The 25,284-nt window shown below is 74.9% G+C and carries 19 protein-coding genes and 1 pseudogene; 5 read left to right on the top strand and 15 right to left on the bottom strand.

The features are described from left to right. Positions 1–48: 48 nt before the first annotated feature. Positions 49–3,738 (bottom strand): ATP-dependent DNA helicase, encoded by a 3,690-nt coding sequence (locus CG747_RS02590; protein ID WP_100600078.1) that lies wholly within the window; start codon positions 3,736–3,738, stop codon positions 49–51. A gap of 242 nt (positions 3,739–3,980) precedes the next feature. Further along, complete coding sequence (locus CG747_RS02595; RefSeq protein ID WP_100599907.1) at positions 3,981–4,424, bottom strand: MGMT family protein; 444 nt, start codon at positions 4,422–4,424, stop codon at positions 3,981–3,983. 184 nt (positions 4,425–4,608) lie between these two features. Between CG747_RS02595 and CG747_RS02600 the strand changes: the two genes are divergently transcribed. After that, positions 4,609–7,614 (top strand): lysylphosphatidylglycerol synthase transmembrane domain-containing protein, encoded by a 3,006-nt coding sequence (locus CG747_RS02600; protein WP_100599908.1) that lies wholly within the window; start codon positions 4,609–4,611, stop codon positions 7,612–7,614. A gap of 108 nt (positions 7,615–7,722) precedes the next feature. Here the strand turns inward: CG747_RS02600 and moeZ are convergent, their stop codons facing one another. The 12 genes and pseudogenes from moeZ to CG747_RS02660 form a co-directional block, all read right to left on the bottom strand. Beyond that, the gene (gene moeZ, locus CG747_RS02605; RefSeq protein WP_100599909.1) at positions 7,723–8,901 is read right to left on the bottom strand and encodes an adenylyltransferase/sulfurtransferase MoeZ; all 1,179 of its coding nucleotides are present in this window, start codon (positions 8,899–8,901) and stop codon (positions 7,723–7,725) included. Positions 8,902–9,245: 344 nt separating this feature from the next. Continuing rightward, positions 9,246–10,205: an NAD(P)-dependent oxidoreductase gene (locus CG747_RS02615; protein WP_100599910.1), complete on the bottom strand. Its 960-nt coding sequence runs from the start codon at positions 10,203–10,205 to the stop codon at positions 9,246–9,248. 249 nt (positions 10,206–10,454) lie between these two features. Beyond that, positions 10,455–11,690, bottom strand: coding sequence for a hypothetical protein (locus CG747_RS02620; protein ID WP_100599911.1), 1,236 nt, complete (start codon positions 11,688–11,690; stop codon positions 10,455–10,457). Continuing rightward, positions 11,687–11,908 (bottom strand): hypothetical protein, encoded by a 222-nt coding sequence (locus CG747_RS02625; protein WP_100599912.1) that lies wholly within the window; start codon positions 11,906–11,908, stop codon positions 11,687–11,689. Before CG747_RS02625 ends, CG747_RS02620 begins: the two co-directional genes overlap by 4 nt. 2 nt (positions 11,909–11,910) lie before the next feature. Then, positions 11,911–13,650, bottom strand: coding sequence for a DUF3492 domain-containing protein (locus tag CG747_RS02630; protein WP_100599913.1), 1,740 nt, complete (start codon positions 13,648–13,650; stop codon positions 11,911–11,913). 228 nt (positions 13,651–13,878) lie between these two features. Next, positions 13,879–15,543, bottom strand: coding sequence for an ABC transporter ATP-binding protein (locus tag CG747_RS02635; protein WP_100599914.1), 1,665 nt, complete (start codon positions 15,541–15,543; stop codon positions 13,879–13,881). Then, positions 15,540–16,529: an ABC transporter permease gene (locus CG747_RS02640; protein WP_100599915.1), complete on the bottom strand. Its 990-nt coding sequence runs from the start codon at positions 16,527–16,529 to the stop codon at positions 15,540–15,542. Before CG747_RS02640 ends, CG747_RS02635 begins: the two co-directional genes overlap by 4 nt. Beyond that, a pseudogene (locus tag CG747_RS02645) lies at positions 16,526–17,499 on the bottom strand (ABC transporter permease). The gene CG747_RS02640 and the pseudogene CG747_RS02645 overlap by 4 nt, the downstream one beginning before the upstream one ends. Further along, a complete protein-coding gene (locus CG747_RS02650) occupies positions 17,496–19,235 on the bottom strand; it encodes an ABC transporter substrate-binding protein (protein ID WP_100599916.1) in 1,740 nt (579 codons plus the stop codon). Before CG747_RS02650 ends, CG747_RS02645 begins: the two are co-directional and overlap by 4 nt. A gap of 179 nt (positions 19,236–19,414) precedes the next feature. Then, positions 19,415–19,507: an Ms4533A family Cys-rich leader peptide gene (locus CG747_RS50885; protein WP_362294761.1), complete on the bottom strand. Its 93-nt coding sequence runs from the start codon at positions 19,505–19,507 to the stop codon at positions 19,415–19,417. Between the two features lie 213 nt (positions 19,508–19,720). Next, positions 19,721–21,037, bottom strand: coding sequence for a DUF3152 domain-containing protein (locus CG747_RS02655; protein WP_100600079.1), 1,317 nt, complete (start codon positions 21,035–21,037; stop codon positions 19,721–19,723). Between the two features lie 112 nt (positions 21,038–21,149). Beyond that, the gene (locus CG747_RS02660; protein ID WP_100599917.1) at positions 21,150–22,211 is read right to left on the bottom strand and encodes an alpha/beta fold hydrolase; all 1,062 of its coding nucleotides are present in this window, start codon (positions 22,209–22,211) and stop codon (positions 21,150–21,152) included. A 149-nt stretch (positions 22,212–22,360) separates the two neighbouring features. Here CG747_RS02660 and CG747_RS02665 point away from each other — a divergent pair, with 149 nt between their 5' ends. The 4 genes from CG747_RS02665 to CG747_RS02680 all read left to right on the top strand — a co-directional run bounded on the left by CG747_RS02665 (position 22,361) and on the right by CG747_RS02680 (position 24,338). Next, positions 22,361–22,585 (top strand): hypothetical protein, encoded by a 225-nt coding sequence (locus tag CG747_RS02665; RefSeq protein ID WP_100599918.1) that lies wholly within the window; start codon positions 22,361–22,363, stop codon positions 22,583–22,585. 148 nt (positions 22,586–22,733) lie between these two features. After that, positions 22,734–23,375, top strand: a complete 642-nt coding sequence (locus CG747_RS02670) for a TetR/AcrR family transcriptional regulator (protein ID WP_100599919.1) — start codon at positions 22,734–22,736, stop codon at positions 23,373–23,375. Between the two features lie 142 nt (positions 23,376–23,517). Continuing rightward, positions 23,518–23,745 carry a DUF3107 domain-containing protein gene (locus CG747_RS02675; RefSeq protein ID WP_100599920.1) on the top strand — a complete coding sequence of 76 codons (228 nt, stop codon included), beginning with the start codon at positions 23,518–23,520 and terminating at the stop codon, positions 23,743–23,745. Between the two features lie 272 nt (positions 23,746–24,017). After that, complete coding sequence (locus CG747_RS02680) at positions 24,018–24,338, top strand: hypothetical protein (protein WP_100599921.1); 321 nt, start codon at positions 24,018–24,020, stop codon at positions 24,336–24,338. A gap of 53 nt (positions 24,339–24,391) precedes the next feature. Here CG747_RS02680 and CG747_RS02685 read toward each other — a convergent pair whose 3' ends face one another. Further along, positions 24,392–25,129: a ferritin-like fold-containing protein gene (locus CG747_RS02685; protein ID WP_100599922.1), complete on the bottom strand. Its 738-nt coding sequence runs from the start codon at positions 25,127–25,129 to the stop codon at positions 24,392–24,394. Positions 25,130–25,284: the final 155 nt, after the last annotated feature.

Here is a 25,284-nt window from a genome sequence, read left to right on the forward strand (position 1 = left end):
CGGCCGATGTCCGCGCAGGTCAGCGTGGTGCAGGGGCCACGGGTCGGGTCATTCCACGATCTGCCGGCCCTCCGGCAGCGCGCTGCACGAGGCCCGGAAGGAACAGTGCGTGCAGTGCGCGCCGGTGGTGGGCGTGAAGCGCTCCTCCAGCACCCGGCCGGCGGCGGTGGCGAGCAGATCGCCGACCCAGTCGCCCTCCAGCGGCGGCTGCGCCTGGACGGCGGGCAGCGCGTCGCCGCCCTCCTTGCGGGGCGCGCCGAGCCGCAGGTGGACGAGTTCGGCGCCGCCCGGTTCCGGCCGGGCCCCGTCGAAGGCGTCGTCGAGGGCGCCCTCGCGGACCGCGAGCTGGTAGACGGCGAGCTGCGGGTGGCGGGCGACCTCGGGGCCGGTCGGCTTCTGCTTGCCGGTCTTGAAGTCGACGACGTAGGCGCGGCCCTGGGCGTCCCGCGCCACGTGGTCCATGCTGCCGCGGATGCGGACCTCGTAGGCGCCGGCGTCGAGGGTGACGTCGAAGCCGTGCTCGGTGGCGACGGTGTCCCGGCCGAGCGTCTCGCGCTCCATGACGTGCCAGCGCAGGAAGCGCTCCAGGGCGGCGCGGGCGCTGTCCTTCTCCTGGCGGGACTTCCAGGGGGCGTCGAAGGCGAGCGCGTCCCACACCGAGTCCAGCCGCGCCATCAGGACGGACAGGTCGGCCGGGGTGCGGCCGGAGGCGACCTCGTCGGCGAGCACGTGGACGACGTTGCCGAAGCCCTGCGCGGCGGTGGCCGGGGCGTCCGCCTTCACCTCGCGCCCCAGGAACCACTGGAGTGCGCAGCTGTTCGCCAGTTGGTCGAGGGCGCTGCCGGAGAGCACCACGGGCCGGTCGCGGTCGCGCAGCGGGACGGTGTTGTGGGTGGGCTCGTGCAGGCCCCACCAGCTGTCCGGGTGCGCGGCCGGCACCAGCGGGTACCCGTCGTCGTCGCGCAGCGCGGCCAGCCTGGCCAGCCGCTGGGCGGCGGCCTCGCGCAGCGCCGGCCCGGCCTCCGGGTCGACGGTGGTGGCGCGCAGCTCCGCGACGAGCGCGGCCACCGTCAGCGGGCGGCGGGGGCGCCCGGTGACGTCCTGGGGGGTGACGCCCAGCTCGGTCAGGAACCGGGACGGCTGGTCGCCGTCCTCGGCCGCGGCCTGCACGGCGGTGACCACCAGGCGCTCCCGGGCCCGGGTCGCGGCCACGTAGAACAGCCGGCGCTCCTCGGCGAGCAGGGCGGCCGGGGTGAGCGGTTCGGCCAGACCGTCCCGGCCGATCCGGTCCGCCTCCAGGAGCGACCCGCGCCGCCGCAGGTCGGGCCAGAGGCCCTCCTGGACCCCGGCGACCACCACGAACCGCCATTCCAGGCCCTTGGCGCGGTGCGCGGTCATCAGGCGTACGGCGTCGGGGCGGACCGTCCGGCGGGTGAGGGTGTCCGCGGCGATGTCCTGGGCGTCCAGCTCCTCCAGGAAGTTCCGGGCGCCGCGGCCGCCGGTGCGCTCCTCGGCGCGGGCCGCCGTCTCGAACAGCGCGACCACCGCGTCCAGGTCCCGGTCGGCGTTGCGGCCGGCGGCCCCGCCGCGTCGGGCGGCCCGCTCCAGCCGCCCCGGCCAGGGGGTGCCGTCCCAGAGCTCCCACAGCGCTTCCTCGGCCGTCCCGCCGCCGGCGAGGAGTTCCCCGGCCTTGCGCAGCAGCAGGCCGAGCCGCTGGGCACCGCGGGCGTAGCGGGGGTCGTGCGCGACCAGGCGCTCGGGCTCGGCCAACGCACGGGCGATCAACTCGTCGGACGGCGGCGGCAGCGGCCGGCCGGCCGCCCGCTCCTCCTCGCGCAACGCCCGGCCCAACCTGCGCAGATCGGCGGCATCCATGCCGCCCAGGGGGGAGGTGAGCAGGTCGATGGCGGTCTCGGGGTCGATCCGGAGGGCGGTCGAGCGGTCCGGTGCGTCGTCGTGGGCTGCCGGTGCGGGTACGTCGTCGTCGGTCGCCGGTGCGGGTACGTCGTCGTCGGTCGCCGGTGCAGGTACGTCGTCGTCGGCTGCCGGTGCGTCCTCCTGGGCCGCGGGCGCGTCCGTGCCGTCCGGAACCGCGTCGGCGGCAGCACCGGGCGTCTCGGAAGCAACGGGGGCCTCCTCGGTCCCGGATGTGTCACTGGCCTCGGACAACTCGACGGCCTCCGCAGCCTCCATGGCCTCCACGGCCTCCGCAGCGTCAACGGCCTCAGGAGTGTCAACGGCGGTGCCGCGGCCGTCGGTGGCGGGTCCGGCCGGTGCCCCGGCGGCCACCCGCAGGGCGGTCAGCAGCGGGCCGACCGCCGGTTCGTGGCGGAGCGGCAGGTCGTCGCCGTCGATGTCGAGCGGGACCCCGGCGGAGGTGAGGGCCCGGCGCACGGCGGGGATCGAACGCCCGCCGGCGCGCACCAGTACGGCCATCTCGCGCCAGGGCACCCCCTCCTCCAGGTGGGCGCGGCGCAGCAGGTCGGCGATGTTGTCCAGCTCGGCGCCGGAGGTCGGGTACGTGTACGCCTCGACCCGGCCGCCGTCCCGTACGGGCGCCGGTTCGCGGTGGGCGCGGACGGCGTCGGCCGGGAGGCGGGTGAGCGGCATCCGGCGGGTGATCAGGCGGGTGGCGGCAAGCAGGGCGGCGCCGGAGCGGCGGGAGGTGCGCAGGACGGCCACCGGGGCGGGGGTGCCGTCGGCGCGCCGGAAGGTCTCGGGGAAGTCGAGGATGCCGTTGACGTCGGCGCCCCGGAAGGCGTAGATCGACTGGTCGGGGTCGCCGAAGGCGAGCAGCGTGCGGCCCGGGGAGCCGGCCGCGGCCGGCGCGCCCTGGTGGCCGGCGAGCGCCCGCAGCAGCCGCACCTGGGCCGCGTCGGTGTCCTGGTACTCGTCGACGTAGACCGCGTCGTAGGCGCCGGCCAGTCGGGCGGCGGCCTCCGGGCCCTCGGCCAGCAGCACCGCGCGGTGCACCAGCTCGGCGTAGTCCAGCACCCCCTGGGCGTCCAGGACGTCGAGGTACTCGGCGAGGAAGGCGGCCGCGGCCTGCCAGTCGGGGCGGCCGGTGCGGCGGGCGAAGGCGCCCAGCGCGGCCGGGCCCAGGCCCAGCTCCCGGCTGCGGGCCAGCACCGCGCGGACCTCGTCGGCGAACCCGCGGGTGGTCAGGCAGGCCCGCAGCTCGTCCGGCCAGCTCACCCGGGCCCGGCCGGCGCCGGCCAGCTCCGCCTGGCCCTCCAGGAGCTCGCGGACCACCAGGTCCTGCTCGGGGCCGGACAGCAGCCGCAGCGGGTCGGCGAAGAGGTCGGCGTCCTGGTGGGCGCGGACCAGGGCGTAGCAGAAGGAGTGGAAGGTGGTGGCCTGGGGGACGCCCGCCCGGTGGCCCCCTGGATGCCCCGCCGGCGGCCCGTCCGGGTCGGCCAGGCGGGCGGCCAGCCGGTCGCGGAGGGCGACCGCGGCCTTCCGGCTGAAGGTGAGGACGAGGATCCGCTCGGGGTCTCCGCCCTCCCGGATGCGGCGCACCACGGATTCCACCAGGGTCGTGGTCTTGCCCGTCCCCGGGCCGGCGAGGACCAGCAGCGGCCCGTTCCGGTGCGCCACCACGGCGCGCTGGGCGGCGTCCAGGACGGGTGGCGCGGTCCGCTCCGGCGGGGTGCGCACCAGTCGGTACGCGCCGGGGGCGCCCCGCCGCGCCGCCTCGCGGGGCTGCGTCGGCGGAACGGCCGGAAGGGAGGAACTCACGTGGATCGCCGGTCCTGGGAGGGAGGTGCTGGTCGTGGTGCGGAGGGTGCCGGACGGTGCCGGCGGTGCCACCGGGCCGTCCGGGCCGGCGGGGTCGTCCGGGCGCCCGCGGCCGGTCGCGTCCGGAACGGCAGTCTTCGACCGTACCGGGTCGAGGAGCCGAACCCGGGGCCCGGCCCGGTCCGGCCCTGGTCCGGCGGACCGGCCCCGGGCCCCGGTCGAAGGCCCCGTCTAGGCCCCGTCTAGGCCCCGTCGCCGCCGTCCCACCGCGCCCGGCGCATGTCGATCCGCGGTATGTGGCCCTCGGACGCCGCCGGGGCTCCCTTCAGGGGCGTGCCCTCGTCCCGGTAGTGGGTCAGGGCGCGCAGTTCGCTCCCGGGGAGCAGGACGCCGTCCGCGCGCACCACCCGCCACCAGGGCACCGCGCCGCCGTAGAGGGCCATCACCCGCCCCACCTGCCGGGGGCCGCCCGGCGCCGGCCCGTGCGGGTGCTCCTCGTCCTTGAGCCACTCGGCGACGTCGCCGTAGGTCATGACCTTGCCGGGCGGGATCAGCTCGGCGACGCCGAGGACCCGCTCCGCGTAGTCGGGCAGCTCGACGGCGGCGCCCGGTGTGTCGTCCGGCGCGGCACGGTCGTCGGCGGCGTCGGCGCTGTCCGTGCTGTCCGTGGATCCGGTCCCCTTCATTGGGCCCATCCTGCCGCACAGCACCGACAATGGGCTTGGACGCCCGGTCCGCCGGCCGGGAGAGGCCGGGAATGCGGCGGAGACCTTGTGCGGTGGCTGTGGTTCCACTTCCCGTGGCCCCCAAATGCACCCTGATGCCTCCCCGGATCGGACGGCCGTGCCACCATCTTCCGGACGGTGACTGGTGATACGAGATCAAGAAGAGACGGCCGAGCAGCAGGGTGCGGCGCCTCCCCGGGAGGCGGGCGCCCCTGATGTGCTGGTCACCGGCACCACCCCGGAACCGACCGCAGGGACCGCGCAGCCGCAGGGGCCGCGGGCGGCCGAAGAGGGGACGCATCAACGGGAGCCGACCAGGGCCCCCGCTACCGAAAAGGCGAGCACGATCGAGAAGGCCGAACGACCCGAGGCGTCCGCGAGGCCGGGACGGCCCACGGCGCCCGAGCCACCCGAGCGGCACCAGCCCGTCCGGCGGACGAAGGAGAGCGACCAGGGCGACCGGCAGCCGGAGGAACGGCTGGAGCACCACAAGACCGCCGACGACGCGCCCCCCACGGGCGCGCACCGCTGTGAGGACGGCTCCCCGGGCACCGGCCAGTTCCCCGTCGACCGGCTCGCGGTGGACGAACCGCTGGTGCCCGCGCGGGTGCACCGCCCCGCCGACCTGCTGCGGCTGCTGCTCGGCATCGCCGGGATCGCGCTGGTGCTGGCGCTGGCGACCTTCGCGCACGGCACCACCCAGGGTCTGAAGAACGACATCGGGCAGGGCGCCGGGGCGGCCCCGCCGCTGCTGATCAACCTGGCCGGGCTGGCGTCCAGCGTCCTGGTGCTGATCGTGCCGGTGGCGTTCGCCGTGGAACGCCTGATCAAGCGGGACGGACTGCGGATCGCGGACGGTGTGCTGGCCGCCGTCCTGGCGCACGGGGTGTCGCTCGCCACCGACCTGTGGGTGGCCGAGGCCGCCCCCGCCTCGATCCGCAGCGCGCTCACCCAGCCGCTGGCCAACGGGGCGCTCTCCGCACCGGTGCACAGCTACCTGGCACCGGTCATCGCCTACATGACGGCAGTGGGGATGTCCCGGCGCCCCCGCTGGCGGGTGGCGATGTGGTGCGTCCTGCTGCTGGACGCCTTCGCGGTGCTGATCGGGCGGTACACCACCCCGTTCGCGATCGTGGTGACCGTGCTGATCGGCTGGACCGTCGCCTTCGGCACCCTCTACGCCGTCGGCTCGCCCAACGTCCGCCCCACCGGCCAGAACCTCCTCGCGGGCCTGCGCCGGGTCGGCTTCCGGCCGGTCAGCGCGATGCGCGCGGAGGACATCGCCAACCCGGACCAACCCGAGCACGCCGACCGGGGCCGCCGCTACCTCGTCAGCCTGGAGGACGGCCCGCCGATCGACGTCACCGTCGTCGACCGCGAGCAGCAGGCGCAGGGCTTCTTCTACCGCGTGTGGCGGCGGCTGTCGCTGCGCGGGATCAACCAGCGCCGCAGCCTCCAGTCCCTGCGCCAGGCCCTGGAGCAGGAGGCGCTGCTGGCGTACGCGGCGATCGCGGCCGGGGCCAACGCGCCCAAGCTGATCGCCACCTCCGAACTGGGCCCGGACGCCGTGATGCTGGTCTACGAGCACATCGGCGGCCGCAGCTTCGACGCGCTGGCCGACGAGGAGATCACCGACGAGCTGATGCACAGCGCCTGGCGGCAGGTGGCCGCGCTGCAGTCGCGGCGGATCGCGCACCGGCGGCTGGTCGGGGACGCCCTGCTGGTGGATCGTTCCGGCAACATCGTGCTGACCGATCTGCGGGGCGGCGAGATCGCCGCCGGCGACGTGGTGCTGCGGATGGACATCGCCCAGCTGCTGGCCACCTGCGGACTGCGGGTCGGCGCCGAGCGGGCGGTCGCCGCGGCCGTCGAGGTGCTCGGCCCGGACGCGGTCGCCGACAGCCTGCCGCTGCTCCAGCCGATCGCGCTCAGCCGCACCACCCGGGCCACCCTGCGCCAGCTGGCCCGCGAGCGGTCCAAGCGGGAGCGGGAGGCGGTGCTGGCCGCCTCGCAGGCCGCCAAGGAGGCGCGGGAGGCCCGGGAGGCCAACGGCCCCCAGGACCGCAAGGCCCAGCGGGCGATGCGGAACGCCGAGAAGACCGCCGAGAAGCGCGCCCTGGAAGAGGCGTCGGAGGAGGCCCTGGAGGAGGATCTGCTCGCCCAGATCCGCCGGCAGGTGCTGCTGATCCGGCCGACCGCGGTGATCGAGCCGGCGAAGCTGGAGCGGCTCAGTCCGCGCATCCTGATCAGCTGGATCGCCGGTGCCTTCGCGGCGTACGTGCTGCTGTCGCAGCTCACCAACTTCAACCTCGGCGATGTGATCAACCAGGCCCGGTGGGTGTGGGTGCTGGTGGCGGCGTTCTTCTCGGCGCTGACCTACGTCGCGGCGGCGATGAGCCTGCTGGGGTTCGTCACCGAGAAGGTCTCCTTCGTACGGACGCTGCTCGCGCAGGTCGCGGGCGACTTCGTGAAGCTGGTGGCGCCCACGGCGATCGGCGGGGTGGCGCTGAACACCCGCTTCCTGCAGCGGGCCGGGGTGCGGCCCGGTCTGGCGGTGGCGAGCGTCGGCGCGTCCCAGCTGTTCGGGCTGGGCAGCCACATCGTGCTGCTGCTGGCGTTCGGCTATCTGACCGGCACCGAGCACGCGCCGCAGATCTCGCCGTCCCGGACGGTGATCGCCGGTCTGCTGACGGTGGCGGTGCTGGTCCTGGTCGTCACGGCGGTGCCGGTGCTGCGCAAGTTCGTGGCGACCCGGCTGCGGTCGCTGTTCGCCGGGGTGGTGCCGCGGATGCTGGACATCCTCCAGCGGCCGCGGAAGCTGGTCACCGGCATCGGCGGGATGCTGCTGCTGACGGTGGCGAACGTGATGTGCCTGGACGCCTCGATCCGGGCGTTCGGCGGCGCCGACCAGATCAGCTACGCCGGTATCGCGGTGGCCTTCCTGGCGGGCAACGCGCTGGGCTCGGCGGCGCCGACACCGGGCGGCGTGGGCGCCGTGGAAGCCGCGCTGATCGGTGCGCTGACCTTCGGCGGGCTGCCGGCCGAGACGGCGCTCCCGGCGGTGCTGCTCTTCCGGCTGATGGTCTTCTGGCTGCCGGTGCTGCCCGGCTGGATGGCCTTCACCTTCCTCAGCCGCAAGGGCGAGATCTGAGCCGACCCGCTCCGGCACGCACGCCGGTACGCACGAAGGCGCCGGTCCGTATCGCACGGACCGGCGCCTTCACGTGTCACGGGGCGGAACCGCCGCCCGGTGGAACGGTCAGTAGACGGGCTTCTCGGGCTCGACGGTGTTGACCCAGCCGATGACGCCGCCGCCGACGTGCACCGCGTCGGCGAAGCCCGCGGACTTCAGGACCGCGAGGACCTCGGCGGAGCGGACGCCGGTCTTGCAGTGCAGGACGATCTTCTTGTCCTGCGGGAGGTCCTGGAGGGCGGTGCCCATCAGGAACTCGTTCTTCGGGATCAGCCGGGCGCCGGGGATCGAGACGATCTCGAACTCGTTGGGCTCCCGGACGTCGATGATGTCGATCTTCTCGTCGGCGTCGATCCACTCCTTGAGCTGCCGGGGAGTGATCGTCGAACCGGCCGCCGCCTCCTGGGCCTCCTCGGAGACCACACCGCAGAACGCCTCGTAGTCGATCAGCTCGGTGACGGTCGGGTTCTCGCCGCAGACCGCGCAGTTGGGGTCCTTGCGGACCTTGACCTGGCGGTACGTCATCTCCAGCGCGTCGTAGATCATCAGGCGGCCGACCAGCGGGTCGCCGATGCCGGCGAGCAGCTTGATGGCCTCGTTGACCTGGATCGAACCGATGGAGGCGCAGAGCACGCCGAGCACGCCGCCCTCGGCGCAGGACGGCACCATGCCGGGCGGCGGGGGCTCCGGGTACAGGCAGCGGTAGCACGGACCGTGCTCGCTCCAGAACACCGACGCCTGGCCGTCGAAGCGGTAGATGGAACCCCAGACGTACGGCTTGTTCAGCAGCACACAGGCGTCGTTGACGAGGTAGCGGGTGGCGAAGTTGTCCGTGCCGTCGACGATCAGGTCGTACTGCGCGAAGAGCTCCATGACATTGGTGGATTCCAGGCGCTCTTCGTGGAGGTTGACCGTGACGTACGGGTTGATGCCGAGCACCGTGTCCCTGGCGGAGGCGGCCTTGGAACGGCCGATGTCCGCCTGGCTGTGGATGATCTGGCGCTGCAGGTTCGACTCGTCGACCTCGTCGAACTCCACGATGCCCAGGGTGCCGACGCCGGCCGCGGCCAGGTACATCAGCGCGGGCGAACCCAGGCCGCCGGCGCCGACACACAGCACCTTGGCGTTCTTCAGCCGCTTCTGCCCGTCCATCCCGACATCGGGGATGATCAGGTGGCGGGAGTACCTGCGGACCTCGTCGACGGTGAGCTCCGAAGCGGGCTCGACCAGGGGTGGCAGCGACACGGGGACTCCGTTGGTCGGTCTCGATGGGGTTCCCCCGCCCCGGCCGGAACCGGTGGAGAGGGTTCTTCCCGTAACACTGCCACGCCCTTCTTCATTCCGAGACACCTGGTCCGATGCGCGAGACGAATGTGTCCCAGCAGCCGGGCAGCGACTCCCAGGCGGCACCGCCGCCGCGGTCGCCCCGGTGGTCTGACGGGCGGTGGGGCGGAGACCCGCCTGGCCGGGGGGCGGGCATCCCGTTCCCCGGCCAGGCGTCCCAACAGGCGGACATCCGTCTCACGGATCCGTGCGCTGACCGGGAGGCCGGGGCGGGCCGGGCCGGGCGCCGGTCTCCGCAGGAGTGCTCAGATCCGGCATGCGGCCTCCATCCAGATGTCGGCGAGGGACTCCTCCAGAACGATCCGCGGGCGCCAGCCGAGCCGGTCGCGGGCGGTGCGCACATCGGCCTGCTGCCAGGTGCCGCAGCCGTCCGGATACGGGTAGGCGGTGAGCGGCGCGCCGGCCGCTTGCCCTTCGGCGGCCGGGGCCGGGATCACCAACCGGGCCGGCGGCGAGTCGAGTTCGTGCAGCGAGCCGCCGAACCCGGCGACCCGCGCGAGCACCGCGGCGGCCTCGCGCAGCCGCACCGCGCGCCCGGTCCCGATGTTGACCACGCCCTGCGCGGCGGAGAGCGAGGCGGCGTGCACCGCCCGGGCCACGTCCCGGACGTCGACGAAGTCCCGCTGCACACCCAGGCCGCCCAGCTTCAGCTCGCTGTCCCCGGACTGCATGGCGCGCCGCATCGCCTCGGCGAGCCGGCCCAGCGGCGACCCGGCCGGGGTGCCCGGGCCGACCGGTGAGAAGACCCGCAGCACCACCGCGTCGAGTCCGGAGCCCAGCACGAGTTCGGTGGCGGCCAGCTTGCTGACCCCGTACGGGCCGCCGGGGCGCGGCACCGCGTCCTCGGCGGTGGACGAACCGGGCTGCGAGGGCCCGTACTCGGAGGCGCACCCCAGGTGGACCAGGCGGGCGCCGCAGCCGCTGCGGCGCAGCGACTCGCAGATGGTGGCGACCGCGACGGTGTTGTGCCGGGTCAGCTCCCGGGCGCCGCCGCGGGTGGTGCCGGCGCAGTTGACGACCACGCCGGGGTGGACCGCGTCGAGGAAGCGGGTGAGCGCCCCGGGGCTGCCGGTGGCGAGGTCGAAGCGGACGTCGGCGTCGTCTCCCCGGCCGAGGGCGGTGAGCTGGACGGCGGGGTCGGCGAGCAGGCGGTCGGCGACGTAGCGGCCGAGGTACCCGTTCGCGCCGATGAGCAGCACCCTCATCGTGCGGCCCCCCTGCGCGCGTGCCGTGTGGTCGGGTGGACGTTCATGTGTCGACTCCTCATGCGGATCGAGGGAAGCGGGCGAATGCCTCCGGCTCCGGTCGCGGGTTCGGCGTCCGCCCCTGGGGGCGGGGGCCGGTGGGGGGTGGGGTCCGCGGCGCGGTGGCCGGGGCGGGCGGGGCGGCGGCATCGGGGCGCCGCGCCGCGGGGGGTACGGAGTACGGGGGCCCGTACGGGCCGGTGCGGCGGCTCATGACCGGCGGTCCTCCGCCGGGTCGGTGGCGGGGGTACCCCCGCGCCGGTCGGGCTCGGGGGAGGGCGGGTGCGCGCAGGCGCCGGTGAGCGCCCGCAGGCCGTGGACGAGGAGGCCCAGCGCGGCGAGGGCGCCGGCGAGGGCGGGGACCGCGGCCGGTCCGGCGGCGCGGACCAGGACCTCCACGGGGGTGCCGAGCCGCGCCAGGCCGGGGAGCCGGGCGGCCAGGACGAGGGCCGGGGCCGCCGCTTCCAGGGCGGCGGCGGTGCCGAGACCGGCCGCGGCGGCCGTCGGGAAGCCGTGCGCCGAGAGCAGCCGGGCGAGGAAGAGCAGCACCGCCAGCGCGCAGACCGCCGCGACGGCCGTCCGGCCGCCGGGGCTCCCCGCGCCGGCGAGGAGCAGTCGGGCGCCGAGCGCCAGCGCCGCCGCGGCGACGAGGAAGAGCAGCGTGGCACCGACCAGCAACGGCCTTACCCGGGAGGCGAGTTCGGACAGTGCGCGACTGGTGGCCAGGCCGCGTCGGGCGCGGACCGCGAACCAGTGGGCGCACCCGGCGGCCGGGGCGAGCGCGCAGGCCAGCGCCACGGCGGCGGCCACCGCCGCCCGGGGATGCGGGCCGGGCACATCGGGTCCGCCGGAGAGCAGCTGCGTCAGCAGCCAGTCGCCGTAGACCGCGTAGCCGACCGCCCAGGCGGCCCACAGCACCGCCGCCCGGGAGCCGGGGCCGCGCCGCAGCCGCAGCGGCCCGTGCCGCAGTGCCAGCCGCACCGCGAGGACGGTGAGCAGCAGTCCGGTCGCGTCGACCGCCGTCAGGACGTGCCCGGTCGGGGTCCTGACGGAGGCGTGGGCGGCGACCGTGGCGAGGCCGATCGCGCCGGGCAGCAGCTGCACCGCGGCGCGGGCGACCCGGGAGAGGGGAGCGGGCGCGGGGGCCACCGGGGGCGGGTCCGCGCCCGGCTCCTCCGCCGCCGCCCGCTCCGGTTCGTCGGCGCGCGGGACACGGGCGTAGAGCTCCTCGGCCAGGGAGAAGACGTCGCGGTGCCGGAACCGGGCGGCGGCGCGGTCGGTGACCCCGTGCGCCTCCAGGCCGGCGGCGATCTCCAACGGGTCGACGGCCCGTTCGCACAAGGTGCGGTGGCGGTGCATCAGGATCTTGACGGGGTCGGCGGGGCCGTGCCGCGGGGCCGGCCGGGGTGCGGGCGGCGCCGCGGTGCCGCTCTCCGGGGCGGTCATGCGCCGTCTCCTCTCCCCCGGTCCCGGGAACAGGGGTCGGCGGCGCGGACGCCGCGGGCGGGCAGCGGGAGCCCGGCGGGCGGGCGGCCCCACCTCCGGGCCCCGGCCCGGCTTCCCTCGTGCGCCACGTCCGCCCTCCCCGTCACCAGGGCCGTGCCCACCACGCCCACCGCGCAGAGCACCTCCAGCACGACTGTCACCACTGCGGTCTCCCTCACCCTCACCACACCTGCCCGGCGGCCGGTTCGCCGGCCGCCCCGTACCGTGTGCGCCGGGCCCGTCCGCCCGCCCGGTCGGCCCGCGCCCAGGTCGGTGTGGTGGCGCCCACCGGCGACGGCCCGCCGGGCATCCGGGACTCCGCGGGCCGGGCGAAGGGCCGCGGGACGCCGTCCCCGGCCGTGGCGCCGCACCCCGCCGGACCGCCCGGGGCCTGTGCGATCAGCTCCAGGTAGATGCCGCGAAATGCCGCGATGTTCTGCTCGACGGTGAAGAGTTCGAGGGCCCGGGCGCGGGCCGCGGCGCCCAGCCGGGCGCGCCGCTCCGGGTCGGTGAGCAGCGCCCGGCAGGCGTCGGCCAGGGCGCGGGGGTTGCGCGGCGGGACCACCAGCCCGGTGCCGCCGATCACCTCGCAGACCGCGCCGGTGTCGGTGGACACCGTGGCGCGGCCGCAGAACATCGCCTCCACCAGGGAGCGCGGGAACCCCTCGACGGCGCTGGAGAGCACCACCACCGTCGCCGAGGCGTAGGCGTCCGCCGGGGTGGGCGCGGTGGGGTCGCCGAACTCCTCGAAGCTGACCGGGTTCTCCCCGGCGGACCGGGCGTCGGCGGCCTCGTCGGGGAAGAGCTGGGCGGCCAGCGCCCGGCACTGGGCGCGGTATCCGGCGGCCTCCGGGTGGGCGCCGAGGCCGCCGATGATCCTCAGGGTGGCGGCGGGGACGGCCCTGCGGAGTTCGGCGAAGGCGTGCAGCAGCCCGATCAGGTCCTTGTCCGGGGTGATGGCACCGGTCCACACCAGGGTCGCGGAATCGTCCGCGGCGGCGTCCGGGACCGCCGTGAAGGGGCTGGCCTCCCTGCCCGGGTAGACGGTGCGCAGCCGGGCCGGGTCCGCGCCGCAGCGCTCCTGCCAGCGGCGGGCCCGGGTGCCGCCGGGGGTGATCAGCGCGGCCCGGGCGTAGGTCTCGGCGGCGAGGGCGCGCCGGAAGGCGGTGAGCAGCGCGCGGACCGGCGCGGTCCGCGGCGCCGCGGGGTGCGCGAGGTAGTGCTCGCGCAGCCGCACGCCGTGCTCGGTGACCAGGAGCGGGGTCCCGAAGAAGCGTTTGGCCAGCAGTCCCGGGAGCGCGGCGGCGCCGGCCGAGGTGGCGTGGCAGAGGTCGACCCCGGCGAGTCCGGCGTCGCCGTACCAGTCCAGGGCGAGCGGGCGGAGCGCCGACTCCAGCTCCGCCGCGACCGCCAGCAGGTCGGTGACCTGGGCACTCTGGAGGACGGACGACGCTCCGGGGCCGTGGCAGACGGCCTCCAGGACGCGGACGGCGTCCTCGGAGCGGAGCAGGGCGGGCAGCGCGGCACCGGCGCGGGCGAGGTCGGCGAGTCCGTAGAGGCCGCTGGCGAAACGGTCCGCCCGGCCGGCCGCGGCGCCGTCCGCACCGGCGGCCCGCTCCCCCGCCGCCAGCGCCGCGCAGGCCGCCACGAGGTCGCCGAAGTGCGCGGCGAAGCGGCGCCGGGCGCGGCGGCCGGCGGTCCGGCGGTGTGCCGAGGCGTCGCCCCACAGCGGCGCCTGCCCCGTCAGCCGTGCGTTGGGGGGCAGTTCGACGGGGCCGCAGGCCTCCTGCCGGGGGTGCGTGGTCAGCGCGTAGAGCGCGAAGTCATGGCCGGCGAGCCCGCGGACGAGCCGCTCGCACCATCCGTGCGCCTCACCGGACGCATAGGGATAGCCACCCTCGGTGAGCAGTCCAATGCGCACGACGGCACCCCCGTCCTCCCATATCGGCGTCCTGGCGCGGTACGCCCCCGCCACGTGCAGGAAGAAGCTACGCAAAGGGGCCGGTGGCGCGATGGACGGTTGTCCGTCGCGCCACCGGAAGGGGTGAACACGCGTGACTTTCCACCCCTCAGGGCGTTTCGCCGCGCTATGGGGGCGTTGGGCGGGGAGGTCCGGCGGCCGGGCCGGACCTGATGCGGCGGACCGGCCCTAGGCGACCGCCCGCAGCTCCCTTTTCCCGGCCGCGAGCTGGGGATCCAGCGCTGGGACGGCCGCCAGCAGCCCCTGTGTGTAGGGGTGTTGGGGACTGTCGTACACCCGGTCGACCGGCCCCTCCTCGACGATCCGGCCGGCCCGCATCACCGCCACCCGGTCGCTGACCGCCCGGACCACCGCCAGGTCGTGGGCGATGAAGACCAGGGCGAGGCCCAACTCCCGGCGGAGTTCGGCGAGCAGGGCCATGATCTGCGCCTGGGTGGTGACGTCGAGCGCGGAGACCGGTTCGTCGCAGACCAGCAGCCGGGGCGCGGGCGCCAGGGCCCGGGCGATGCCGACGCGCTGCCGCTGGCCGCCGCTGAACTCGTGCGGATAGCGGTGGTACCAGTCCGGGTCGAGGCCGACCCGCTCCAGCAGTTCCTTGGCCCGCCCGACGATCCGCGCCTCGTCCGACCCGCCCGCGGCGCGCAGCGGGTCGGCCACCGACTCCCCGATGGTGCGGCGCGGGTTGAGCGAGGACGAGGGGTCCTGGAAGACCATCTGCACCTCGGCGCGGAGCGGCCGCAGTCGGCGCTCGCCGAGCCGGCCGATCTCCCGGCCGCGGTAGCGCAGGCTCCCGGCGGTGGGCTCCAGGAGGCGGACCAGCATCCGGCCGAGCGTGGTCTTGCCGCTGCCGGACTCGCCGACCAGGCCCAGCACCTCCCCGGCGGCGACGGTCAGCGAGACGTCGTCGACGGCGGTGGTACGGGCCGGTCCGCGGCCGAACTCCCGCCGCAGACCGACGGCTTCGAGCAGCGGCTCGCCCGGGGCGGGGTCCGCGGCGGCCGCCCCGGGCGGTGCCGGGCTCCGTACGGCGTCCACCCGGGGCACCGCCGCCAGCAGCTCCTTGGTGTACGCGGCGCGCGGGGTGCCGAGCAGCTCGGCCGTGGGGCCGCGTTCCACCTCCCGGCCGTCGCGCAGCACCAGCAGTTCGTCCACGCTGCCGGCGGCCACCCCGAGGTCGTGGGTGACCAGGACCAGGCCCAGTCCGCTCTCCGTGCGCAGTTCGTGCAGCAGGTCGAGGATCTGCGCCTGGACGGTGACGTCCAGCGCGGTGGTCGGCTCGTCGGCGATCAGCAGCCGCGGCTCGCAGGCCAGTGCCATCGCCAGCAGCGCGCGCTGCCGCATCCCGCCGCTGAACTCGTGCGGCCGGGCCCGGGACCGGCGGGCCGCGTCCGTGATCCCGACCCGGTCCAGCACCTCGACGGCCCGGGCCCGGGCGGCCCGCCGGGAGGTGCCCGGCCGGTGCACCCGGTGGACCTCGGCGATCTGGTCGCCGATGGCGTAGTACGGGTCCAGGGCGGAGAGCGGGTCCTGGAAGACCATCGCGGCGGTGCCGCCGCGCAGTCGGCGCAGTGCGGCGTCGGGGGCGGCGAGGACGTCCTGCCCGTCGACCCGGACCGTGCCGGCCACCCGCGCGCCGGTGCCGCGGTGCAGGTCGAGCAGGGCCGCGGCGACGGTGGACTTCCCGGAGCCGGACTCGCCGACGAGGCCCAGCGCCCGGCCGGGCGCGAGGCGGAACGAGACTCCGTCCACGGCGCGGACGTCGCCCGCCGCGGTCGGGAAGTCGACGGTCAGGCCGGCGACCTCGACCAGCGGGTCGGTCGGTTGCGCGGTCACGTGAGGGTCACCCTTCGGTCGGCGAGCGCGTACAGGACGTCGGCGGCGGCGTTGGCGACGACCACCGCGGCGCCGATGCCCAGCACCGTCCCGACCACCACCGGCAGGTCCACGGTGCGGACCGAGTGGACCATCAGCTGGCCCAGGCCGGGCAGGCCGAACAGGGTCTCGGTGAGCATCGCGCCGCCGAACATCGTGCCGAGGTCGATGGCGTTGAGCGCGATCACCGGCGGCAGGGCGCCGCGCAGCGCGTGCCGGCCGATCACCGAGCGCTCGCGGAGCCCGTAGGCGCGGAAGGTGCGGATGTGGTCCTCGGCCAGCGTCTCCAGTGTGGCGGAGCGGGTCAGCCGGGCGTATTTGGCGGATTCCAGCAGGGCCAGTGCCGTCCAGGGCAGCAGCAGGTTCCAGGCCCACTGCTCGGGGTCCTCGGTCAGCGGGACGTAGGACGGGAACGGCAGCCACTGGAGGGAGGCGCAGAACAGCATCAGGAGCAGCAGCCCGGTGATGAAGACGGGGGTGGCGGTGCCGGTGAGGGTGAGCACCGTCAGCACCCGTTCGGTCGGCCCGCCGCGGCGCAGCGCGGAGAGCAGTCCGGTGCCGACGCCGAGCAGCAGCCACAGCACCATCGCGCCGCCCGCGAGGGAGGCGGTGACCGGCAGTCGGTCGGCGAGCAGTGCGGTGACCGGCTGGTCGTTCTGGTACGACAGGCCGAAGCAGGGCGCCTGGCAGTGCAGGACTCCGGTCCCGGTGGAGAAGTCGCGGCCGACGGCGATGGCCTGGAGGAAGTGCAGGTACTGCGCCACCAGGCTTTCGTTCAGGCCGAGTTGTTCGCGCACCTGGCGGATCTGGCCGGCGTCGCAGCGGGGTCCGCAGGCGAGCCGGGCGGGGTCGCCGGGGGCGACGTAGAAGAGCAGGTAGACGACGACGGACAGCAGGAACAGGACGATCAGTGCGCCGCCCAGCCGGCGCAGGAGGTAGCCGGTCATGCGGTGGCGCTCCTCTCCCGGCGGATCCGCCGCGCGCCCGTGGTGCCGATCCGCAGCCGGGACCGCTCCCGCGGGTCGAGCGCGGCGCGGACCGCGTCCCCGAGGACGGTCAGCGCGAGGACCGTGACGAAGAGGAACGCGGCGGGCAGCAGGACGTACAGCGGATCGGCGCGGAACCACGTGGTGGCCGTGGAGAGCATCTGCCCCCACGAGGAGGTGGGCGGTTTGACGCCGATGCCCAGGAAGGACAGCGACGCCTCGACCACGATGTTCGTCGGGACCAGCAGCGCCGCGTAGGTGATCACCGGGGCGGCGAGCGCGGGCAGGAGCTCCCGGCGAGGAGCTCCCGGCGGGCCACCCGCCAGGGCCCGGCCCCGCCGAGCCGGGCGGCGGCCACGTGGTCCAGCTTCTTCAGCGAGAGGGTCTGGGCGCGCACGATGCGGGAGGTGCCGCCCCAGTTGAGCAGCCCGATGACGACGACCAGCAGCAGCGGCCGGGGGAAACCGGCCGGTACGACCGAGGTCAGGGCCACCCCGCAGACCAGCATCGGCAGCGCCACCAGGACGTCGGTGAGGCGGGACAGCACGGTGTCGGCGAACCGGCCGCCGAGTCCGGCGGCCAGCCCGACGGCCACCCCGATGAGCACCTGGACGACGGTGGCGCCCAGCGCGACCAGCAGGGAGATCCGGGCGCCGTATAGCAGCCGGGCGAACAGGTCCCGGCCGGTGCCCGGTTCGACGCCCAGCCAGTGGTCGCCGCTGATCCCGCCGTACGGGCCGAGCGGCACCCCGCCGCGGGCCGAGTCGATCAGGTCGTCGTGGTACGTCGTGGGGTCCTGGCCCTCCAGGGCCGCCAGCAGCGGGGCGGCGAGGGCGAGCAGGGCGAGCGCCGCGAGGACGGCGGCGGCCGCCGCGGCACCCGGCCGGTCCCGCAACCGCCGCCATACACCCACTTCTTGACGGTTCGTCAGTTGACCGAGACCTGCGAGATGTCGAGGACGCCGTCCCAGTCGCTGATCACGACGTCCTTGATGTCCTTGCCGTAGAGCCGCTTGTAGACCGGGTGGAAGAGCGGCACGGACACCGCCTGCCGGCCGATGGTGCGGTCCAGGGCGCCCCACCGCTTCGCCGCCGCGGTCAGGTCGGTCAGCTTGTTGATCTCGTCGATCTCGTGGTTGACCGCCGGGTCGTCGAGCTGGGCGTGGTTGAAGTTGTAGGCGTCCTTGACGATCTGCCGGCCGTCGAAGATCGGCGCGAGGAACGGGCCGCCGGACGGCCAGTCGGCACCCCAGCCGCCGATGAACAGGCCCGGCTCGTCCGTGACGCTGTGGACCTTTTCCTTGTAGGAGTTGTCCTCAAGACCGGCCAGTTTGACGGTGATTCCGGCTTTCTTGAGGGATTCCTGGACGGCGGTGGCGACTTCCGGACTGGTCGCGAAGTTCTTGGCGGTGGAGTGGGTGAGGGTGATTGTCAGCCCGTTGTCGTAGCCGGCTTCCTTGAGGAGTTCCCGGGCCTTCTCCGGATTTCCGGTCCGCCCGGCCGGGAAGGGGTCGTACGGGGTGTAGCCGAAGGATTTCTGGTTCGGCAGGAAGGTGGTGGCGGGTTCGGCGAGCGAGGAGCCGCCGGCCGCGTTGACCACGCTCTGCCGGTTGACCGCGTAGGCGATGGCCTGCCGCACCTTCGGATTGTCGAAGGGCTTCACCTTCGGGTTGAAGGCGAGGTAGTTGGTGTAGCCGAAGTGGCCGGTGCCGACCCGCTTCTTCAGCTCCGGGTCGCCCGCGATCTGGGCGAGTTCCGCGGGTCCGAGGTTGGTGTCGGTGGTGACCGCGGCGGCGTCGGCGCCCGATCCGGTCGACAGCCGCTGGTTGATGACCGCGGGGTCGAGCCCGGATTTCACGTCGATGGTGTCGGGATAGGCGTGCCGCTGGTCGTCGGTCTTCTCCGACCAGTTCTCATTGCGCTTGAGAACGAGGTGTTCGCCGTCCCCGGTGTTCGACACGACCTTGTACGGCCCCGAGGAGACCGGATGCTCCTCGTATTTCGTGCCGGTGTCCTTGCCGCGCGGCACCGGCGCGAACTGGGTCTGCGTGGCCAGCAGCGGGAATTCCCCTTCCGGCTTGCGCAGGTGGAAGACCAGGGTCTTGTCGTCCGGGGTCTCGATGGATCTCAGCCCGGATTTGGAGGTGTCCTTGTACGGGCCTTCATAGGTGTCGCCGCCGACCAGCCAGTCCCGCAGATAGGGCGCGCCGCCGGAGAGTTCGGGGGCGAAGGAGCGCTCGATGCCGTATTTGACGTCGGCGCTGGTGATCGGGGTGCCATCCTCGAACTTCAGGCCGTCCTTGAGGGTGTAGGTCCACACCGTGGCGTCCTTGCCGGGCCGTCCGGTGTCGGTGGCGAGGTCCGGGACGACCTTGGTGCCGGCCGCGCCGTCGGCCCGCTTGCGGGTGGTCAGGGTACGGAAGACCAGGGTGGGCACCTTGCCGCCGCCGGAGGTGTAGAGCCGGGCCGGGTCGAAGTTGGTCTGCGGCTCGGAGTTGAGGACGGTCAGCGTGCCGCCCTTCGCGGGCGCGGCGTGTGCCCCGCCGTCCGCGCCGGCGTCCTTGGGGCCGCAGGCCGCCGCGCCCCCGGCGAGGACGGCTGCGACCACGGCGGCGGCCACCCGGTTCGCGGTGCGGGACGGGTGGCGGGAGGGGACCTGCTCGGCCATGGGAGAGGTGCCTTTCACGGCAGGAGGCATCCGCACGGGACGGCAGGAGGGCGCGGTGGCGCGCGAGGCCGCCCCTGCGGACACGTCAACGGAGTGGAATCACAACGGAGTTGCGTGGCGACGCGGGGGAAACGCCCCGGTCCGGGAGGCATCCGTGCCTCGACGGGACCGGGCGGGCCTCAGCGACAGTCGATGTCGGCCACGCTCTGCACGGACACGCCGATCAGCGCCAGCTGGAGAGCGGCGCGGTCGGTGGCGTGGCGGTGCGGCATGCGCTGATGATGGAACGGAGGTTCGGTTCCTGGCAAGGCGTCTCGGAGTGCGAGACGAGGTGTCTCACGCCTGCCCGCCGAAACGCCCCGTTCCCGCCCACCGAAACGCCCCACACCCACCCGACGAGGCGTCACACCCCGGCCCGAACAGGCGCCTCACGCACGACCAGGCACCTCACGCCCGACCGGCATCCCACGCCCGCCGGGTGCGGCTCACTGCCCCGTCGGGTACGGCCAGGAGTTGGGCCGGCAGGTCGCCCCGTCCGTGGTCAGGAACTTCGTCTGCTGCATCATCACCGGGGCGAGCGCGCCCGACCGCGAGCAGGCCTCGTGGTTGTGCCCGAGCCGGTGCCCGACCTCGTGGTTGATCAGCATCTGCCGGTAGGCCAGCATCTTGTCGGGGCCGTAGGTCTTGGCGCCCTGCGCCCACCGGTAGGCGTTGATCATCACGCGCTCGGTGGCCGCCGAGTCGCAGGAGACGTTGTCCTCGGTGGTGTCCAGGCCGGACTTGGCACACCACGCCGCGGTGGTCCCGGGGCTCGCCAACGAGATCACGAAGTCCGCGTCGCCGGACCCCACCCGCTGGAAGGTCCGCTGCCCGCCGTGCGCCCAACTCCGGTCGTCGTTGAGGGTCTTGTGCACCGCCTCGGCGAACAGCCCGCCGTCCAGCGGCAGTCCCTCCTCGACGTCCACCCGGTAGCGCAGCACCTTGCCGTGGCCGGGCGCCCCGGCGTCGCCGCCGACCGGCCGGAACCGGCCGCTGGCGGTCAGCTTCGGGTCCAGCGGGAAGACCTGCGCCATCAAGGTGGCGTAGTCGGCGGGTTTGGCGTCCTGACCGGCCCGCACCTCGGAGCGCGACGCCTGGTCGGTGCCGCCGTCGGTCCGGTCGTCACCACTGCGGGCCTGCGCCCCGCCGTCGTCCCGGTGCTGGTCGGCGACCTGGCCCGCGATGACGACGGCGAGCGCGGTGGTCACCGCCGCGGCCGCCGCACCGGTGATCGTCCGCACCTTGGTCCCCTTCCGGGCCGTGCGCGCCGCACCCTCGGGCCCGGCGGCCTCCTCGACCTCGGTCCCGATCGCGTCGCCACCGCCCCGACCGGCGGCCGGAGCGGCGAACACCGCGCCGGACGCACCGCCAAAAGCCCCGTCCACGAAGGCCGCGGGCCCCTCGTCCGGGAGGCCCGCGGGGAAGTCGGCGGCCGCGGGGCCCCGCACGCCCGGCCGGCCCGGCCCGCCGAACGCCTCCAGATACTCCCGCCGCGGCCCCGGCCCACCGCCCGGCGCCATCACCGGCGCGCCGAACACCGGCGTACCGGCCGCGGGCGTACCGAAGGGCGGCGTACCGGAAGGGCGCCCGTCGGGCTCGGCGGCCCGCGGCCGGGGGATCCTCGGCGCGGGCGGAGCACCCGGTGCGTACGCGGAGGCGCCGGGGGCGCCCGGCTCGGGGAACGCGCCCCAGCCGCCGCCCGGCTCGTGCTGCTCGGGATGGCCGCCGCGGACCGTCCCGCCGCCCTCCGGGGGGCCGGTCATCCGGCGGCGGCGCCCCGTCCCCGGGGTGTGCGGCGTACCGCCGGCGGTCTCGGCTGCGTCACCGGACGGGCGCTGCGGCCCGCCCCGGCGGCTGTGTCGTCCCACCGGCCCGTCAGCTCCCGCCCACAGCGGACTGCGCGGCATCGGCCGCCCGGGGCGCGCCGGTGCCCGCACCTGGGGTTCCGGACCCGTCCGCGGCGGAGTCCACCAGGTCGCGGACGGCCCGTGCCACCGCCTCGGGGTACTCCATCATCGCCACGTGTCCCGCCTCCGGAAGTGTCAGCAGCCGCGAGCCGCGGAACGCCGCGGCCGCCCGCCGCGCCATCCGGATGGAGACCAGGCGGTCGCGTCCACCGTAGACGAGGAGGGTGGGTGCCAGGACCCGTTCGGCCTGACGCCACAGCCCGTGCTGGCCGCCGAGCGTGTAGGCGTTGACCACCCCGCGCGCCGAACGCTCCATCACCTCCCAGAAATAAGGGAGTTCGAGCCGCCGTGCGTACTCCTCGACCGCGGAGGCGAGGCCCTCGGGGGTGACCCGGGCCGGATCGCCGTAGCAGAGCGCCAACACTTCGCGGGTGCGCTGCTCGGGCGTCCATTCGCGGGTGAGCCGGCCGAACAGCCGGGCCACGCCGGGGACCGCGAGCAGCGCGGTGGGCACCGCCGTCCGCTGCGGCCGGAGTTCGGGCAGCGCGGGCGAGATCAGGGTGAGGGTGCGGATCAGATCGGGGCGCAGCGCGGCGACCCGGGTCGCCGCCGCGCCGCCCATGGAGTTGCCGATGAGGTGGACGGGGCCGCGCTCGGCCGCGTCGAGGTGGCGGATGACCGCGCGGGCCTGCGCGGAGACCGAGTAGTTGCCGTCGTCCGGCGGCGGCGACTCGCCGAAGCCGGGGAGGTCGATCGCCTCGCCGGCCAGCCGGTCGGCGAGCAGCGGCATCAGGGCCGACCAGTTCCGGGACGAGCCGCCCAGGCCGTGGACGTAGAGGGCGGGTTCGCGGTCCCGGCCGGCGGCACCGGCCGGCTCGCCCGGGGTCCGGACGGCCATCGTCAGCCGCGGCGGCGACGCCAGCGACACCCACTCGACCGCCTCGTCCACGGCGCCCGGGGCACCAGGTCCGGCCGGCGGCACCGGGAAGGCGGCGGCTGTCGCGGTGTCCGGCGACTCGGTCGAAGACATGCCGTCGATGTTACGAGACGATCACGCCCCCGATTGTGTGTTCGCGGTCACACACCGCATCGCGCCGGCGCAACCGCTCTCCTAGGCTCGTATCTAGGGCGGCCACCCGCGGACCACGGCCCCCGCACGCACCGGACTAGGGAGCCACCATGCACGTCGACCCGACAGATCCCGACACCTTCGAGGAAGCGGCGAACGGCCCGGCCCTCGCCCAGATCGACGTGGAGGCACCGGAGGCCGACGCCGCCGAGCAGCACGCCGAGCTCGCACCGCAGCGCGACGAGACCATGACCGGCAGCGAGTTCTCCGCGAACGAGGCGGACCGCGCCGAGCAGGCCCGGGTCGTCGAGCTCAACGAAGACGAATACCGATGACCTGGGGCCTTATGTCGGCTTCGGGGAGTGGCGCCGGGCAGAATTTCTCCCCCCGGACCGCACACAGCCCCGTTACCCAAAAGTACGATGACGGCCGCGGTGCACCACCTTGTACGGACCGCAAACGGAACGATTTCTGGGAGGCAGCGTGAGCGCCATCGAGCAGACCGAGGCGGCACGCCCGCGGGGCACGCGCCTGCCACGCCGAGCCCGGCGCAACCAGCTCCTGGGCGCGGCCCAGGAAGTGTTCGTCGCGCAGGGCTACCACGCGGCCGCGATGGACGACATCGCCGAGCGGGCCGGCGTCAGCAAGCCGGTGCTCTACCAGCACTTCCCCGGCAAGCTGGAGCTCTACCTGGCACTGCTGGACCAGCACTGCGAGGCCCTGCTGCACTCGGTGCGCACGGCCCTGGCGTCGACCAGCGACAACAAGCAGCGGGTGGCCGCCACGATGGACGCCTACTTCGCGTACGTGGAGGACCCGGGCGGCGCCTTCCGGCTGGTCTTCGAGTCGGACCTGACCAACGAGCCGGCCGTCCGCGAGCGGGTGGACAAGGTGTCCCTGGAGTGCGCCGAGGCGATCAGCGCGGTGATCGCCGAGGACACCGGGCTGTCGCGGGACGAGTCGATGCTGCTGGCCGTGGGCCTGGGCGGGGTGTCCCAGGTGGTGGCGCGGTACTGGCTGTCCTCCGAGAGCCAGGTGCCGCGGGAGACCGCGGTGCAGCTGCTGACCTCGCTCGCCTGGAAGGGCATCGCCGGATTCCCGCTGCACGGCACCGACACACACTGACCGTGTTCGCTGCTGGCGTGGTCGGCGACGTCCTGTGCGTCCCCGTACCGGGCTAATGTGTGCTGCGTACCGCGCGGCTGGCCGCGCACCCTCCCCCGGCTGACGCTCGGGGGACCCCCAGACCGTCGGAGGGACAGTAGCCGTGGAGGTCAAGATCGGCGTGCAGCACGCGCCGCGCGAGATCGTTCTGGAGAGCGGGCAGTCTGCCGAGGAGGTCGAGCGCGCGGTGAGCGACGCCCTGACCGGCAAGGCGGAGCTGCTGAGCCTGGTGGACGATCACGGCCGCAAGGTCTTCGTCGCGGCCGACCGGGTGGCCTACGTGGAGCTCGGCGAGCCGACCGCCCGCAAGGTCGGCTTCGGCGCGCCCTGAGCGGCGGGACCACGCCGGCGCCGAGGCGCCGTCACTGACGCAGGGCGGCGGCCCGGAGAGCCACTCTCCGGGCCGCCGCCCTGTGTCGTCCCCGCTGCCGGGTGCGGCCCGGGAATCCGCCTCCGAAATCCCTTGCCCGATGGCCGGACGGAGGCGCACGCTGACCGGACAAGCGGGCCCCGGCCGGAGGGTTGTCTCCGGCGGCCCCTGGGTACGACCGCCTACGACCGATTTGTTCGTCCGATCGGCCTCGTCACGCGGGAGGGAACAGCATGATCTGGGAAGCGCTCGGCGCCGTGATCGTCGGATTCGCCATCGCCCTGTCCGCGCGGCGATGGCTGCCCGAGCGGTTCCCCGACCGCGTCCTGACGCTGGCCACCGGGCCGGTCGCGGCGCTGCTCGGCGCGCTGCTGACCCGGTCGATCCTGGGGCCCGGCCACCCGGTCCAGGTGATGGTCGCCGCGTTCGCCGTGGGCGCCGCGCTGCTGTCGGTCCTGGTGCGCCCGCCGCGCCGCCGGCCCCTCCCCCGGCTGTCGCCGGGAGGTGCCCCCAGCCCGGCCGCCCCGCTGAAGGGCCACCGGACGGCCTGCTGACCGTCCGGCGCCCCGTTCGAGGCCGGTGCGGAACGCACCCCGCCCCGGTGCCGTCAGGCCGCGAGGCCCAGCGCGGCCATCCGCTTGGTGTGCGCCTCGGTGATCCGGGAGAACATCCGGCCGACCTCGGCCAGGTCGAAGCCGTCGGCCAGCCCGCCCACCAGCATCGTGGAGAGCGCGTCGCGGTCCGCGACCACCCGCTGGGCCTGCGAGAGCGCCTCGCCCATCAGCCGGCGGGCCCACAGCGCCAGCCGCCCGCCGACCCGCGGCTCGGCCTCGATGGCGGCCCGGACCTTCTCCACCGCGAAGGTGGCGTGCCCGGTGTCGTCCAGCACCGCGAGCACCAGGTCGCGGGTGTCGGCGTCCAGCCGGACCGCGACCTCGCGGTAGAAGTCGCTGGCGATCGAGTCGCCGACGTACGCCTTGACCAGGCCCTCCAGCCAGTCCGACGGCGCGGTCTGGCGGTGGAACTCGTCCAGCGCCGCGGCGAACGGCTCCATCGCCTCGTTCGGCTCCGCCTCGATCTCGGCGAGCCGGTCGCGGAGCCGCTCGAAGTGGTGGAATTCCGCCGAGGCCATCTTGGCCAGTTCGGCCTTGTCGTCCATCGTGGGGGCGAGCTTGGCGTCCTCCGCCAGGCGCTCGAAGGCGGACAGTTCGCCGTACGCGAGGGCGCCGAGCAGATCGATCACAGCGGCCCGGTACTGCGGGTCAGCGGATGCCCGGGCCCAGTCCTGGGCGGCGATTCCGGTGTGTTCTTGCGCGTCAGCAGCAGCGTTGTCAGGCGTCTCCATGACCGGCACAATAGCCCGCCCGAGGGGCCTGGGAAGGCCCTGGTCAGCCATGGCTCGACCACCCGTTCGCGTGATCGCTTGGACCGGTGCGGCGCGCCGTGATGAATTCCTCAGTCATACACGCCTTCGGATTCACACGCGATATCCGGGGTACA

The organism is Streptomyces sp. CB02959, assembly GCF_002803155.1.
GTDB lineage: Bacteria > Actinomycetota > Actinomycetes > Streptomycetales > Streptomycetaceae > Streptomyces.